This window comes from Streptomyces vilmorinianum (assembly GCF_005517195.1).
GTDB classification, from domain to species: domain Bacteria; phylum Actinomycetota; class Actinomycetes; order Streptomycetales; family Streptomycetaceae; genus Streptomyces; species Streptomyces vilmorinianum.
The window spans coordinates 3,695,695-3,709,692 of the sequence record NZ_CP040244.1 but is presented as its reverse complement, the minus strand read 5'-3'; the positions used below and the strand labels follow the sequence as shown (position 1 = coordinate 3,709,692).

12 protein-coding genes and 1 pseudogene are annotated in these 13,998 nt (G+C 72.3%); 5 read left to right on the top strand and 8 right to left on the bottom strand.

Translation table 11 applies throughout. From position 1 onward, the window contains the following. The first annotated feature begins 29 nt into the window (after window positions 1–29). The 4 genes and pseudogenes from FDM97_RS17530 (at window position 30) to FDM97_RS17515 (ending at window position 4,189) form a co-directional block, all read left to right on the top strand. Window positions 30–1,370: a jacalin-like lectin gene (locus FDM97_RS17530; protein ID WP_137991349.1), complete on the top strand. Its 1,341-nt coding sequence runs from the start codon at window positions 30–32 to the stop codon at window positions 1,368–1,370. 206 nt (window positions 1,371–1,576) lie between these two features. Beyond that, window positions 1,577–1,952, top strand: a pseudogene (locus FDM97_RS36435) (flavodoxin family protein); the annotation flags it as partial. Window positions 1,953–2,066: 114 nt separating this feature from the next. Continuing rightward, window positions 2,067–3,353, top strand: coding sequence for a VWA domain-containing protein (locus FDM97_RS17520; RefSeq protein WP_137991348.1), 1,287 nt, complete (start codon window positions 2,067–2,069; stop codon window positions 3,351–3,353). Beyond that, a complete protein-coding gene (locus FDM97_RS17515; protein ID WP_137991347.1) occupies window positions 3,353–4,189 on the top strand; it encodes a hypothetical protein in 837 nt (278 codons plus the stop codon). Before FDM97_RS17520 ends, FDM97_RS17515 begins: the two co-directional genes overlap by 1 nt. Before the next feature lie 44 nt (window positions 4,190–4,233). Here the strand turns inward: FDM97_RS17515 and FDM97_RS17510 are convergent, their stop codons facing one another. From FDM97_RS17510 to FDM97_RS17490, 5 genes are all read right to left on the bottom strand, one after another. Then, entirely contained in the window at window positions 4,234–4,911 is a 678-nt protein-coding gene (locus FDM97_RS17510; RefSeq protein ID WP_137991346.1) for a response regulator, read from the bottom strand. After that, the gene (locus tag FDM97_RS17505) at window positions 4,908–6,278 is read right to left on the bottom strand and encodes a sensor histidine kinase (protein ID WP_254705631.1); all 1,371 of its coding nucleotides are present in this window, start codon (window positions 6,276–6,278) and stop codon (window positions 4,908–4,910) included. The genes FDM97_RS17510 and FDM97_RS17505 overlap by 4 nt, the downstream gene beginning before the upstream one ends. Next, entirely contained in the window at window positions 6,271–7,455 is a 1,185-nt protein-coding gene (locus FDM97_RS17500) for an acyltransferase family protein (protein ID WP_137991345.1), read from the bottom strand. The genes FDM97_RS17505 and FDM97_RS17500 overlap by 8 nt, the downstream gene beginning before the upstream one ends. Beyond that, window positions 7,448–8,404 carry an alpha/beta hydrolase gene (locus FDM97_RS17495; RefSeq protein ID WP_137991344.1) on the bottom strand — a complete coding sequence of 319 codons (957 nt, stop codon included), beginning with the start codon at window positions 8,402–8,404 and terminating at the stop codon, window positions 7,448–7,450. Before FDM97_RS17495 ends, FDM97_RS17500 begins: the two co-directional genes overlap by 8 nt. Before the next feature lie 136 nt (window positions 8,405–8,540). Then, complete coding sequence (locus FDM97_RS17490; RefSeq protein ID WP_137991343.1) at window positions 8,541–9,827, bottom strand: YncE family protein; 1,287 nt, start codon at window positions 9,825–9,827, stop codon at window positions 8,541–8,543. A gap of 210 nt (window positions 9,828–10,037) precedes the next feature. On the opposite strand from FDM97_RS17490, the gene FDM97_RS17485 reads away from it, so the two are divergent. After that, window positions 10,038–10,448: a hypothetical protein gene (locus FDM97_RS17485; RefSeq protein ID WP_137991342.1), complete on the top strand. Its 411-nt coding sequence runs from the start codon at window positions 10,038–10,040 to the stop codon at window positions 10,446–10,448. A gap of 81 nt (window positions 10,449–10,529) precedes the next feature. On the opposite strand, the gene FDM97_RS17480 is transcribed toward FDM97_RS17485, so the two are convergent. From FDM97_RS17480 to FDM97_RS17470, 3 genes are read right to left on the bottom strand one after another with little or no spacing between them, the layout of a single operon-like run. After that, entirely contained in the window at window positions 10,530–11,096 is a 567-nt protein-coding gene (locus FDM97_RS17480; RefSeq protein WP_137991341.1) for a dihydrofolate reductase family protein, read from the bottom strand. A gap of 29 nt (window positions 11,097–11,125) precedes the next feature. Next, window positions 11,126–11,605: a (2Fe-2S)-binding protein gene (locus FDM97_RS17475; protein WP_137991340.1), complete on the bottom strand. Its 480-nt coding sequence runs from the start codon at window positions 11,603–11,605 to the stop codon at window positions 11,126–11,128. Between the two features lie 16 nt (window positions 11,606–11,621). Continuing rightward, on the bottom strand, window positions 11,622–13,979 hold the full coding sequence (locus FDM97_RS17470) for a molybdopterin cofactor-binding domain-containing protein (protein WP_137991339.1): 2,358 nt from the start codon (window positions 13,977–13,979) through the stop codon (window positions 11,622–11,624). Window positions 13,980–13,998: the final 19 nt, after the last annotated feature.

The window sequence follows — 13,998 nt, the reverse complement described above, 5'->3', positions numbered from 1 at the left end:
GCCGACCCCCCGCCCACCAGGAGATGCCCATGCGCCGACTCCTCGCCTGCCTGACAGCGGCGGCAGCCGCACTCGCCGGACTCACCGCGACGGCCCCACCGGCTACGGCCGCCGACTCGGGCGCCTTCAGTGTGCTCACCTACAACATCGCCGGGCTGCCCGAAAGCATCTCCAGCGCGCCGACACCCCGCGAGCCCGCGACGACCGAGATCGGCCGACGGGTCGCGCCGTACGACATCGTCCACGTCCAGGAGGACTTCAACTACCACGCCCGCCTCTACGCTGCCGACACCGCCCACCCGTACCGCACCCCCACCAGCGGCGGGGCCGGCATCGGCAGCGGTCTCAACACGCTGGCGAAGTCCCCCTATGACGCGGACGACTTCGCGCGGGTGCGCTGGAACTCCTGCCAGTACGACTCGGGTGACTGCCTGACCCCCAAGGGCTTCACCTTCGCCCGCCAGCGTCTCGCCGAGGGCGTGTACGTCGACTTCTACAACCTCCACACCAACGCGGGCACGAACGCGGGAGATCTGAAGTCACGCGCCGACAACCTGAACCAGCTGACCGCCTTCATCACGACCCACTCGGCGGGCAACGCCGTCGTCGTCATGGGCGACACCAACACCCGCTACACACGAACCGGCGACACGATCGCCGAGTTCGCCGCCGCCAACGCACTCACCGACCCCTGGGTCGAGCTGATCCGCGGCGGCGTCCCGCCCTCCAAAGGCAGCGACCACCTGCTCTGCGACCAGTCCCTGCCGACCGTGCCCGACACCTGCGAGCTCGTGGACAAGGTCCTCTATCGCGGCAGCACGCTGGTCTCCCTGGACGCCACCTCCTACAGGAACGAACACGCCGCGTTCCTCACCGGCGACGCCCGCATGCTCTCCGACCACGACCCCGTCGCGGTCGGCTTCTCCTGGTCGCGCAACCCGGCCTTCCAGCTGAGCGAGCAGTTCGGCGGACCGCACGGCGTTCCCTTCAACGACATCGACAGCGTCCCGGTCGGCGCCCGTGCCACCACCGTCTCCTTGAGCGCCGGTTCCCGAATCGACCGCATGGCCATCACCCTGGACAACGGCAGGACTCTCACCCACGGCGGCACCGGAGGCGTCACGGCCTCCCTCACGCTCGGCAGCGGGGAGTACGTCACGACCGCGCACTTGTGCCGGGCCCAGAAGGACGGCCGTACCCGGATCTTCCACGCCAGGTTCACCACCAACCTCGGCCGTACCCTCGCCGGCGGCACGCCGACCTCCGACTGCGTGACCCGCACCGCTCCCCCGGGCTGGCAGATCACCGGCTTCCACGGCCGCTCGGGCGACGAGATCGACAAGATCGGTTTCATCCACACACTGCGCTGACGCCCGCGATCCCCCTGTCCGGCCGCTCGCAACCTCAGCGTCCCGACGGCCCGTACCGCCAAGGCCAACCGCTGCGGCGCTGCGCGATCCGGGATACGAAACGGTCGCCCCGCATCCAGTCCTCCCGCGCCTCGCGGATCTCCTCGTCCGTGCGGCCCACTAAGTTCCACCACAACGTGGAAGTCGCGTTGGCGATCTGCGCCTGATCCAGCCTGCTCAACAGCGAGGGGCAGTACGCCTATTACGGCCGGGCCGGCGGGTGTCCGATCACCGGGAACGAGGACGGGGTCGAGCACTGTGCGATGAACGTGCTCTACAGCCTGCAGCACCTGGGCTATGTGATCCCGCCGCAGGCGGACGCGGGCTGGATCGGCGAGGCCGGGCCGGGACCGTCGTATCTCGACCCGGGCTGGGGCGGGCCGGAACGACTTCATCCATCGCAACACCTCCTTCATCGCGTGGAACCTGATGCATCTGGCGGCCATGCTCAAGAACGCGGGCGGCATCCCGGCGTCGCACGGAAACCAGCGCTCGGCCTGGGACGCCGGCTGCCGCTCCGACTCCCCGAACCCCGAGCACCGCCAGCCCTCCAGGCGCCGCCGTCGGGGTTGTTCGCACGCCCGGCGGACGCCCCCTCAGGCGCCCGCGGACCGGCCCGTTTTGGATTGTCGGACGATCATCCCTACGATCCGGCAGATGATCACGAGAAAACGGCTGGCGACCGGGGCCTGCGCACTGCTCGCCGCCCTGGCCGTCGGGCTCTTCCCGACCGGCGCGGCCGCCGACGAACCGGCGGCGAAGGAATCACCCAAGGTCGAGCTGGTGCTCGACGTCAGTGGCTCGATGCGGGCCCGGGACATCGACGGCCAGTCCCGCATGGCCGCGGCCAAGCAGGCCTTCAACGAGGTCCTCGACGCGGTGCCCGAGGAGGTCCAGCTCGGCATACGGACCCTCGGCGCCGACTACCCCGGGCAGGACCGCGAGACGGGCTGCAAGGACACGCGGCAGCTCTACCCGGTCGGCCCGCTCGACCGGACCGAGGCGAAGACCGCCGTCGCCACGCTGGCCCCCACCGGCTGGACGCCGATCGGGCCGGCCCTGCTCGGGGCGGCGAAGGATCTCGAGGGCGGTGACGCCACCCGCCGGATCGTGCTCATCACGGACGGGGAGGACACCTGCGCCCCGCTCGACCCGTGCGAGGTGGCGCGCGACATCGCCGCCCGGGGCATCCATCTGACCATCGACACCCTGGGCCTGGTGCCGAACGCCAAGATCCGGCAGCAGCTCACCTGCATCGCCGAGGCGACCGGCGGCACGTACACCTCGGTGCGGCACACCGACGAGCTCTCCAAGCGCGTCCGGCAACTCGTGGACCGCGCGGCGGACCCGGTCGTCACCCCGGTGGCCACCGAGGGCGCCGAGCGGTGCGCCGACGCCCCGCACCTCAAGCCCGGTCTGTACACCGACCGCGAGACCTTCGGCCAGCACCGCTGGTACCGGGTGGACGTCCTGCCCGGACAGGAGCTGCGGGCCTCGGTGAGCGTGTCGGCCGACCGCGCCGTCAACGACGACTACGGCGTCCTGCTGCGCGCGGTGACCGTGCGCGGCCGGGAGATCGTGCGCGGCTCGGAGGCGGGCGACGGGCGTACGGACGTCATCTCGACGGGCCTGCGCTATCCCAAGCCTCCGGTCGACGGCATCGACAACGACAACGACAACGACAACAAGCCGGCGGCGGAGACCGTCTGTCTGCAGGTCAGCAACTCCTTCTCCGCGCCCCCTTCGGTGAAGACGACGCCCGGTATGCCGATCGAGCTGGCCGTCGACGTGGTCGACGCCCCCGACGAGGCGTCCGACGTGGCCGCCTTCGGCCTCGGCCGTGGCTGGTGGCTGCTCGCCGTGCTCGTGCTCGCCGGTTTCGTGGGTGGTCTGCTGTGGGGCTGGCTGTCCCGCTGGCGCGTCGCCGTCTGGAGGACCAACTGATGCGTACCGTACGCGCGCTCACCACCGTGCTGCTCGCGGGCACCGGGCTGCTGCTCGGCCCGGCCGCCGCTGCGTCCCTCGCGGACTCCCCGAGCCCGGCGCCGACCCCGAGCGGCAGCGCGAGCGCCGACGCGGCGGCCGGTCCGACGGAGGCCGGCACCACCTTCCGTACCGCCGCGGCGTTCCGGCAGGGTCAGCAGGCCACCGCCGAGGCCTCCACGGGTGACTACCTGTACTGGGTGTTCCCCGCGGACACCGGGCAGCGGCCGACGGTGACCGCCTCGGTCACGCTGCCCGAGGCCGCCGTCCGGCACGGCTCCTCGACGTGGCGGATCGACGTCTACGACGGTCTGCGCCGCCGCCAGCCGTGCGTGTACGGGATGCAGTCCCGGGCCGCGGCCAAGGACGCCGCGTCCGTGGAGCTGTCCTGCACCCTGCGTACGGTCCGGCCCTGGGCCGAGACCTGGGACACCGATCCGCTGCCCGGCAGCTACTACATCCGTCTGACCGTCATCGGGCTCCCGGAGGACGACCTCGGCCAGCGGTTCACGGCCCGGGTCGGCGCGGTCTCGGCGGAGCAGGGCGGCGCGTACGCGGGCGGCGGCTCGCTCGCCGCCCCGCTGGTGCCGGGTGCCACGACGGAGAACGCGGCCGCGGCCGACGCGCCGTCGGCGGTCGAGGCGCGGGCTCCCGAGGGCGGCTGGTCCTCGGGCTGGTGGTCCGACCGCTGGATCTGGACCGCGGTGGGCGGAGCCCTGGGCGCGCTCGCCGGTATCGCCGGCTACTCCCTGACGCGGGGCTCCGGCCGCCCGTCACGGGTACCGCCGGCCGTCTGACGCGCGACGCGAGCGGCCGCGGCTGTCAAGGACAGCCGCGGCCGTCAGTGTCCGGACGGGCGCACCAGGCCGGTGTCGTAGGCGTAGACGGCCGCCTGGGTGCGGTCGCGCAGGCCCAGCTTGATCAGGATGCGGCTCACATGGGTCTTGACGGTCTGCTCGGCCACGACCAGCCGGGTGGCGATCTCGGCGTTGGACAGGCCGTGGGCGACGAGACCCAGGACTTCGGTCTCACGTTCCGTCAGATCACCGATCCGGTCCTTGAGCGGGGTGCGGGGAGCGGCGCTGAGCCGCGAGAACTCGGCGATGAGGCGCTTGGTCACGTTGGGCGCGAGCAGCGCGTCGCCGCCCGCCACCACCCGTACCGCGTGGGCGAGTTCGTCGGCCGACGCGTCCTTCAGGAGAAACCCGGAGGCACCGGCGCGCAGCGCCTCGTACACGTACTCGTCGAGGTCGAAGGTGGTCAGGACGAGTACCTTCACGGTCGCGCCGGCCGCCTCGGTGATGAGGCGGGTGGCCTCGATGCCGCCGGTTCCCGGCATCCGGATGTCCATCAGGACGACGTCGGGGTCGAGTTCGGCGACCTGGGCCACGGCGTCAGCGCCGTCGACGGCCTGGCCGACGACCTCGATGCCGGGCTCGGCGTCGAGCAGCACGGTGAATCCCTGACGGACCATCATCTGGTCGTCGGCGATGAGGACTCGGATGGTGCTGCTCGTCATGTGCCGTCCTTCAGCAGGGTGTTCGGGGCGAGGCGCCCGGCGGTGTCGGCCGGGAGGGGGAGCGTAGCGGTCACCTCGTAGCCGCCGTCGGGCGTGGGTCCCACGGCCAGTTCGCCGCCCAGCATGCCGGTGCGCTCGCGCATGCCGAGCAGACCGTGGCCGGGTCCGGGCGAGGGCGGGGCGGCGGCCGGGGCGGCGGGTCGTGTCGGCGGGGTGTTGGCGACGCGGAGGGTGAGTCCGGCGGGCAGGTAGCGGATCTCGACCCGTACCCGGGCCCCGGGCGCGTGCCGCATCGCGTTGCTGAGCGCCTCCTGGACGATGCGGTACGCGGAGAGTTCGATCCCCGGCGCGAGCGGGCGGCGCTCTCCCTCGGTCTCGGTGTCGACGGCGAGCCCGGCCGCGCGGACGTTGTCGAGGAGCTCGTCGAGCCGGTCCAGGGTGGGCTGCGGTACATGGCCCGCGCGGTCCGCGTCCGGGACCTCCGCCCGCAGGACGCCGAGGACGCGGCGCAGTTCGGTGAGGGCCTCGACGGCGTTCTGGCGGATGCCGGCGAGGTTCTCCCGCAGCTCGTCGGAGGGGTTGTCGACCAGGTGGGGAGCGACCTGCGCCTGGATGGAGATGACCGACATGTGATGGGCGACGACGTCGTGGAGTTCGCGGGCGATCCGGCCGCGTTCCTCCAGCAGGGCGCGGCGGGAGCGTTCCTCGGCGGTGATGACCTCCTGGGCGACGAGGCGGGTCCGGGCGACCCTGCTGCTGCGCATCGCAGCGCCGACCACGACCGCGGTCGCGAAGGCGATGAAGCCGCGCGACAGGCTGTCGTTGTGCTCGGCGGACGTGCCGGCCGTGTTCAGGGCGCCCGACAGGGCGGTGACCGTCAGGGCCGCGACGGCGGCCCGTGCCGGAACCCGCAGGGACAACAGGAACATGAGCAGGGTGTGCAGGGCGATCCCGTACCCGCTCCAAGGCCACAGCATGTCCTCGCCGACGCTGTTCCTCGTCACCATCCCGATCAGGAAGAGCGCCGTCGTGGAGACCCACCAGCCCGCCACCGGCCGGGACAGGGCGAGGACGAGCGCACCGGCCTGGACGACGAGGAGGACCCCGACCTGTCCCGGGCCCGGCCCCAGCGCCTGCGCGTACTCGTTCATGTCGCCGATGGCGATGAGCGCCGCGTACAGCACGGTGTGGCCGTGCGGCAGCCACCCCAGCCAGGCGTGGCGCGGCAGCGGGTCGCGGCCCCATGTCCACAGCTCCGCGCGCAGGGTGCGTGGCAGCCCGCGCAGCGCGGCGGTCAGCCGTCCCCTGTACCGCTCCCCCATCCGTTCCCCCTCGTCCGCCGTCTCCGGCGCGTCCACCCTAGGCACGGCGTATCTCCTTCGTCACGACGGGGCGGCTCCCGCGGCCCGGACGGCTGTCCTGTTCGTACGTACGGAACGCGGCGCAGCAGACGAGCAGCGCGAGCGCGAAGAGGGGCAGCCAGGCGAGGCGGGCCAGGACCCATCCGTATCCGTCGGGGACGGTGTGCAGGCCGGTGAGCGGGCCGTGGCCGAGGAGTTCGCCGGCCAGGCGTCCGGTGACGGTCACGGCGATCATCGCGGTCTGGTGCCAGAGGAACACCGTCATCGCGGTGAGGTTGAGCAGCGCCACGGCGGCCCAGGCGGCGGGCCGGCGCAGGGCCCTGCGCAGCGGGCCGAGCAGCAGCAGGGCGGCGCCGCACTGGGCGAGACCGAAGGTGACGGCGGCGAGCGTCGGCGGGTTGAGGTTGGAGACCGGCGCGCCGGGCACGCCGACCATGGCGGCGGGGTAGCCCGCGCACAGCACGAGGAGGGCGGTGGCGGCGGCTCCGCCGAGGAGCAGGGCCCAGCCGGTCGTACGGTCCTTCAGGCCGTGTCGGGCCCAGGCCGCGCCGAGGCAGTACGGGACGAGCCAGCCTGCGGCGACGTTGAGCCGGCCGAGCTCGCCGAGCCAGGCGGGTCCGTCGAGGCCGAGGCCGAGGCCGAAGCGGATCAGGTCGACGTGGAGCACGACGGCGAGAGGCCACAGCGGGTGCACGCGGGCGACGAGAGGGGTCGCCGCCGTGAGCGAGGCGAAGACGAGGAGGAACCAGAGCGGGGAGAGCACGAGCTTGCCCAGCGTGTGCAGGGTCTGCCAGGGCACGCCGGCGGCGAGCATCGCGAGCGTCGCCGCCGTCCAGACCGCGAGCACGACGGCGACGGGCCGGAACAGCCGTCCCAGCCGGGTCGCGAGCCAGTGGCGGTAGGTCTCCTGCCGGGCCAGGGCGGTGGCGTGGCTCCGGGCGGCCACCCGCCCGCCGACCAGGAAGAAGACGGCCAGGGTCTGGAACACCCAGGACACGGGGGTGAATTCGGGCAGGTGGTTCAGGGGGCTGGCGGCGCGCACCGTACCGCTGTCGGCGATCAGGGCCGTGACGAGCCAGTGGCCGAGCACCACGCCGAGGATGGCGAGGGCGCGCAGGGCGTCGAGGGCGCGGTCGCGGTCCGGTGGGGTGGCGGCCTCGATACGGCGGACGAGTTCACGCATCGGCGGGGTCCCGTCCCTCGACGATCCGGGCGAGGTTCCTCAGCGGTACGGAGCCGGGCAGGAGGTAGTCGCTGTGTCCGCCGGGTCCGGCGTCGAAGGCGCGGGCGCCGAACTCGGGGGCGAGGGGGTCCGTGCCGAATCCGAGCTCTCCGAAGGGCAGGGGCACGCTGATGTGGGGCACGCAGGCGATCCAGTCGGAGCCGCCGCGGCCGGCCCAGACGGTGGCGTCGGTGTGCAGGTCGGCGGCGCTGCCGGCGCCGGTGCCGGGGCTTCCGTACAGGACGATGTCGTCGACGGGGAGACCTGGGGCCGCCGTGGCGCAGACGACGGAGCCGTAGGAGTGGCAGAGGAGCGCGAGGCGAGCGGTGGACTTGGCCGCCCGTAACTCCGTGATGAAGCCGCTCAGTTCGGGTGCCGCCTCGGCGGCCCGTCCGGGGGTGAGGGCGGCGGCGCTCGCGGTGGCGGGGGTGCGGTAGCCGAGCCAGGCGACGACGGCGGCGCGGTCGCCCAGCTCCCGCTGGAGGGCGACGGCTCCGGTCCGGAACCGCCGGCTGTCGAGTGCCGTGTCGGAGCCGGGGACGAGGACGGCGATCCGTTCGGCGCGTGCGAGATCGCCGACGACCTCGGCGCTGCGGCCGCCGTCGCGGCCGTCGAAGGAGAGGAAGTGGCGGGTCCGGTCCGCCATGGCGTGCAGGGCGGCGGCCCGTGTGCGGTCTCCGTAGTCGGCGGCGGTCCGTTCGGCGGCCCGGATGGCGTCCGTCGTGGCGGCGTAGCGTGCGGCGAGGGTGGCGGCCGTGGCCGGGGCCAGGGGGCCGAGCGGGGCGGGCGCGGGTGCCGGGACGGCGGCGGGTCGGGCGGCGCCGGCGGTCGGCACCGCCACCGAGGCGGTGACGAGCGCGGCGAGCAGGGTGCGGCGCAGCCGTCGGGGGGTGTGCGGGCGGGACGCCATGGCGTGGTCCTTCCGTACCGGAGTGGTTCCTTCGTCGTTCCGGTACGGAAGTTACGGATCACGTCGGGTCGTCGGCGTCCCGCCAGAGGGGACAGTGCGGGCGTAGCTCGGAGGTATGACGGGTAGGGGGTGGCGCTCAGTTCGCGGTCGGGGCGGTCCAGTCCGCGGGGACGTGGGCGAGGCGGACGCGCTGGGGGTGGTCGCCGACGGCGACCGAGGCGACGGGGCGTCCGGTGGTGAAGTCGATCGCCGTCACGCGGTCGGCTCCGCTCTCCGAGATGACACACGCGCGGCCGTCGCCGCTGACGGTCGCCCAGTAGGGCTTGGCCGCCGGCACCAGCGGGCCCTCGCGCAGGGTCGAGCGGTCGACGACGGTGGCGTAGTCGTCCATCGTGGCGGCGACGCAGAGCCGTTCGCCGTCGGGGCTCATGGACATGCCGTGGTGGCGGGAGTCGTTGACCCAGGTGGTGCGGTCCGGGTCGGTCGTCGGACTCACGGGGAGCGTCTTGACGCGGGTGACCCGGTCGGTGGCCACGTCGTACTCGACGAAGCCGTTGAAGAACGAGACCTGGAAGTAGAGCGTGGACTCGTCCGGGGTGAAGGCGACGGGGCGGACGGCGTCGGAGAGGTCCTTGCGGCCGAAGGCGTCGAGCCGGGCGCGCATGTCGATGACCCGGACCTGCTCGAAGGTGCGGGCGTCGACGACGGTGATGCGGCGGTCCCCCTTGGTCCAGTCCCAGCCCGGGGCGTCGAGGGCGGTGGTGACCTCGCCGATGGACATGTTCCACAGGTGGCGGCCGTCGTCGGTGAAGACGTTCTCGTGCGGCTTGTCTCCCGTGGCGAAGGAGCCGACCTCCTTGCCCGTGGTGATGTCGAGGACGTGCACGGTGTTGGAGGTGGAGGCCGAGACGGCGACGCGGGTGCCGTCGGGCGAGACGGCCATGTGGTCGGAGCGGAAACCGGACACGGGGAAGCGCCAGTTGAGCGCGCCGGTACGGAGGTCGATCGAGACGACGTCGGCGAAGCTCGGTCGGGAGACCACCATCGCCGAGCCGTCCGGTGTGGCGTACATGTCGTCCACGAACTGGTCGTGGCCCTCGCCCGGTCCCTGCCGGATGCCGAGGAAGTACGCCAGCTTGATCGGGTTGAGCCCGATCTCCCACATGCGGCGCTCGCGGTCGGGTATCACGTTGATCCGTCCGATGCGCCTGAAGTCACCGGTGGACTCGATGACGTCGGCGGTGCCGTCCCAGTTGTTCCCCACGAACATCACTTCCCGCAGCCCCGCCCGGTCCGCGGAGCCGGTCGGAGAGGCCCCAGGGGCGGCGCTGACCGTGCCGCCTCCGCCGAGGGTGAGCGTGAGGGCGGCGGCGAGGGAGCCGAGTACGAGACGGCGTGCACCACGCGTCCGGGCAGCAGACATCGGTGTTCCTTCCGGGAGGCCGTGCGGCGTCAACTGCCCCGTCTGTCAGGGCAACTTACCCGACGGTAAGCAGTTGTCGCGCCGTCCACAAGACATCGGCCACGCAGAACGGAACAGTTCGGCGCGTCGCTACCCCATCGCATTGCTACTCGGGTGGAGTTGAGTATCTGCGCCCTGATGACCGTTCGGGTGAGCCCGCACCATGGGGCCATGAGCAAAGCACCGCAGAGACCCGTTCCCCAGCTGTTGGCGACCCTGGTCCTGGCCGGGGTGGCGATGGCCGCCTGGGCCGCCTGGCTCGGCTGGGACCAGCACCGCGACGTCCACCCCGACGGTTCGACGACCGGCCCCTACGAGGCGTGGCAGGTGATCGGGCTCGGGGTGACTCTGCTGGCAGGTGTGTACTGGGCGGCTTCCCGGGAGTACGTCGTGGCCGCGGCGCTCGGCACCACCACGGGGCTGACCGTCGCCGCCGCCTACGACTGGTCGGACGACTCGAGCGGGCTCTTCGTGATCGGCGTGGTCATGATCATGATCGGGAGTTCCGTCGTGACGACCCTTCTGTCGCTCCTGATCGCGTCCCGGAAGCGGAGGCCCCGAGCCGGCCGGCCTGGGCACTGATCCCTCGCCGCCGAGCCGATCGGCACGCCCGCATCGAGCGCGCCGCATCGGGTACGCCCGCTCGGCCGAGGCGCCTTCCCTCTACCGGGCGCGCTCGTACCGGAGGAGCACCACCCCGTTGCCGAAGGTCCGGGTCCCGGCGAGGTCGAGGCGGGTGATGGCGTCGGTGGTGCGGAAGAGGGGTTTGCCGCGGCCGATGAGGACGGGGTGGACGTAGATGCGGAACGCGTCGACCAGATCGCGCTCCATGAACGCCGCGGCCAGGTCGGCCCCGCCGAGCGCCAGGTCTCCCCCGGGCGCCTCCTTGAGCGCGCGGACCTCGTCCGTGTCGACCCGGCGCGCGATGGTGGTGTTCCAGTCGGCGTGCTCCAGCGTGGTGGAGTAGACGATCTTCGGCATCGAGCGCCAGATGCCGGCGAACTCCACCATCTCGGGGGTGCTCGCGGGGTCGGCGTCCGCCGTCGGCCAGAAGTCGGCCATCAGCTCATGGGTGACCCGGCCGCTGAGGAAGCCGCCCATCGCGGCGAGCTCCTCGTTGAAGTGCCGGTGCAGTTCCTCGTCGACCGTGTGCCAGTCGATCGAACGGTCCGGGCCCTCGATATAGCCGTCGAGGGAGACCGACATCATCAGGATGATCTTCCGTGCCATCGTCCGGTCTCCCTCGGGTCGTCTGCCGGTCAGGGCATGCGGCGGGCTCCCGCCACGATCGCCTCACGGATCCGGTTATAGGTCCCGCAGCGGCAGATGTTGCGGATTTCGTCGAGATCGGCCTCGTCGACCTCCCGCCCGGCCTCACGGGCCCGGCGGACCTTGGCGACCGCGGTCATGATCTGCCCGGGCTGGCAGTAGCCGCACTGCGCCACATCGAGGTCGAGCCAGGCCTCCTGCATCGGATGCAGGTCCCGGCCGACGGTCGCGGGCAGCCCCTCGATGGTGGTGATCTCGTCGGTGGGGGCGATGTCCCCGACCGGGACGGAGCAGGGGTTGAACGCCTTGCCGTTGATGTGGCTCGTACACGCCTGGCAGACGCCGAGCCCGCAGCCGTACTTCGGTCCGGTGACGCCCAGGACGTCCCGGAGCACCCACAGCAGCCGGACGTCGTCCTCGACGTCCGCCGTGACGGCCTTGCCGTTGAGGATGAAGGTGTGTTGCGGCACGGGAGCTCCTGGTCTCCTAGAAGGCGCGGTCGAGGCCGTCGACCGGCGAGGCGGGGATCGGCGGGGTGGTGGGCAGCGGCTCGAAACCGAGCGGCTCGGCGTGGTTGACGGGGAAGGTCGTCGGCATGGCGCCGGTGGCCCGGCCGTACGCGCAGGCGACCGCGGCCATCGCGCCCGCGACGGCCAGCTCCCCCGCGCCGCCCGGCCGGTCGGAGGTCGGCGGCATGACGACGATCTCCAGTTCGGGCGGGGTGTTCCACTGCCGCGTGTAGAAGTAGTTGTCCCAGCTCCCCTCCAGGAAGTGCCCGTTCCTGAGGTGGAGGCCCGAGGTGAGGGTGACGGCGATGCCGTCGATGATGCCGCCCATCATCTGGGCCTTCAGGCCTTGCGGGTTGACCGCGAGGCCGACGTCGACGGCACAGACGATCTTGGTGACGCGCGGGCCGGTGTACGCGTCGTGGATCTTCCGGCCGGTCGTCTCGGGCCTGCAGTCGATCTCGGCGAGGACGGCGAGGAAGGCGTGGTACTCGGGGTGGACCGCGATCCCCTGGGCGGTGCCCGCGGGCATGGACCGCCCCCAGTCGCCCACCTCCGCGACCTTGTCGAGGACGGCACGGGCGCGCTCGTCCTTCAGATGCCGGCGGCGGAACGCGTAGGCGTCCTTGCCCATCCGCCGGGCCAGCTCGTCGACGACCAGCTCCTGCGCGCAGCGGACGTTGGGCGAGTAGATGTTGCGCATGGAGCCGGTGTTGAAGCCCTTGTCGGTCTCGCTCAGCAGTTGGGTGGTGACCCCGAAGTGGTACGGGCTCTGCTGGGTGAGCTGGAAGATCGTCTCGGAGAAGGTGAGGTCCCCGACGGGCAGTTGGGCGGCCTGGGACGTGATGATCTCGCCGAGGCCGTGCCCGAAGTCCGTGGCGACGGAGGTGTGGTGCTGCTCGTACGTCAGCACCTCGCCGAGGGTGTACGTGGCGCGGACGCGGGAGGTGGACATCGGATGCGTACGGCCCTGGCGGAAGTCGTCGGTCCGGTGCCACATCAGCTTCACGGGCTTGCCCATGGCACGGGAGATCTCGGCGGCCTCGCGGGCGGCGTCGTGGAAGAGCTTGCGGCCGAACGACCCGCCGCCCTCGGTGACATGAACCTTCACGGCGGTGGGCGGGAGGCCGAGCTGGAGCGCGATCTGCTCCTGGGCGACGATCGGGGACTTCAGGCTCGCCCAGATCTCGGCCGAGTCCGGCCGCACGTCCGCGACGGCGCAGTTGGTCTCCAGGGCGCCGTTGCTGGCGAAGTGGAAGGTGAAGCGGGCGTCGACGGCCTTGGTCAGCAGGGGCAGCGGCGGTACGACGAGGGGCAGTTCGGCGGCGCGCAGCTTCTGCAGGACGGTCGCGTCCGAGGCGCCCTCGGCGGTGCCGGGTCCCCAGGTGACCCGCAGGGCGCGGACAGCGTCGATGCACTGGCCGAAGGTGCGACCGCGGACGGCGACGCCGGTGGAGATCCGTACGACGTCGGTGATGCCGGGCATGGCCCGGACCTCGTCGAGGTTGTCGACCGAACGGACCGTGCCGTTGATCGTCGGCGGCCGGCACACCATCGTCGGCAGGGCGCCGGGCACCTGGACGTCCATGGCGAAGGTCTTGCGTCCGGTCACGGCCTCCAGGGCGTCGATGCGCCGCTGATCGGTGCCGATGACCCGGAACTCGGAGGGGTCCTTGAGGGTGACGCCGACCGCGGTGTCGGTGAGGGAGGCCGCCTTCACGGCCAGCTCGCCGAAGCCGAGGCTCCTGCCCGTCACCGAGGAGACGATCGTCCCGGCCTTCGCGGTGAGCGATCCCACCGCCTCGCCGAGCTCCAGCGCCGCGGCGCGCAGCAGCCGGCCCCGGGCGACGGCCGCGGCCACCCGGATCGGGGTGTAGGTGGAGATCGTGGTGTTGGAGCCGCCGGTAAGCTGGTTGAACAGCAGCTCCGGGCGCGCGTCGGCGAGGGTGACCCGTACCTTCTCCACCGGCAGGTCGAGCTCCTCGGCGACGAGCATCGCACTGGAGGTGGTGATGCCCTGGCCGACCTCGGCGCGGGGCAGGTCGAAGGAGGCGGTGCCGTCGGACTCGATCCGGATGGTGATCAGGTTCGCGGTGGGCAGGGCGGCATGCGTGAGCATGTCGTTGAGGTCGTAGATCTCGGACGGCCCGGGCAGCGAGGGAACCACGGAGGGCGCGGCGGCGGCCGCCGGGGCGGGGGCCAGGACCGCTTCCCCGAGCTGCGCGGCGACGGTCAGGATCGGCGCCGCGAGTACGTAGCCGAGGAACCGGCGCCGGTCCACGCCGCGCGGCGCGGACTCCTTCCGGGGGTGGTGCTGCGCATCGTCGCGCGCTGTCATGGGCTGCCCTCTCGACGAA

Coding starts and splice junctions, on each gene's coding strand:
- FDM97_RS17510 (WP_137991346.1), bottom strand. CDS start 4,911: ATGACGAGCAGCACCATCCGAGTCCTCATCGCCGACGACCAGATGATG.
- FDM97_RS17515 (WP_137991347.1), top strand. CDS start 3,353: ATGCGTACCGTACGCGCGCTCACCACCGTGCTGCTCGCGGGCACCGGG.
- FDM97_RS17530 (WP_137991349.1), top strand. CDS start 30: ATGCGCCGACTCCTCGCCTGCCTGACAGCGGCGGCAGCCGCACTCGCC.
- FDM97_RS17500 (WP_137991345.1), bottom strand. CDS start 7,455: ATGCGTGAACTCGTCCGCCGTATCGAGGCCGCCACCCCACCGGACCGC.
- FDM97_RS17520 (WP_137991348.1), top strand. CDS start 2,067: ATGATCACGAGAAAACGGCTGGCGACCGGGGCCTGCGCACTGCTCGCC.
- FDM97_RS17490 (WP_137991343.1), bottom strand. CDS start 9,827: ATGTCTGCTGCCCGGACGCGTGGTGCACGCCGTCTCGTACTCGGCTCC.
- FDM97_RS17480 (WP_137991341.1), bottom strand. CDS start 11,096: ATGGCACGGAAGATCATCCTGATGATGTCGGTCTCCCTCGACGGCTAT.
- FDM97_RS17470 (WP_137991339.1), bottom strand. CDS start 13,979: ATGACAGCGCGCGACGATGCGCAGCACCACCCCCGGAAGGAGTCCGCG.
- FDM97_RS17495 (WP_137991344.1), bottom strand. CDS start 8,404: ATGGCGTCCCGCCCGCACACCCCCCGACGGCTGCGCCGCACCCTGCTC.
- FDM97_RS17485 (WP_137991342.1), top strand. CDS start 10,038: ATGAGCAAAGCACCGCAGAGACCCGTTCCCCAGCTGTTGGCGACCCTG.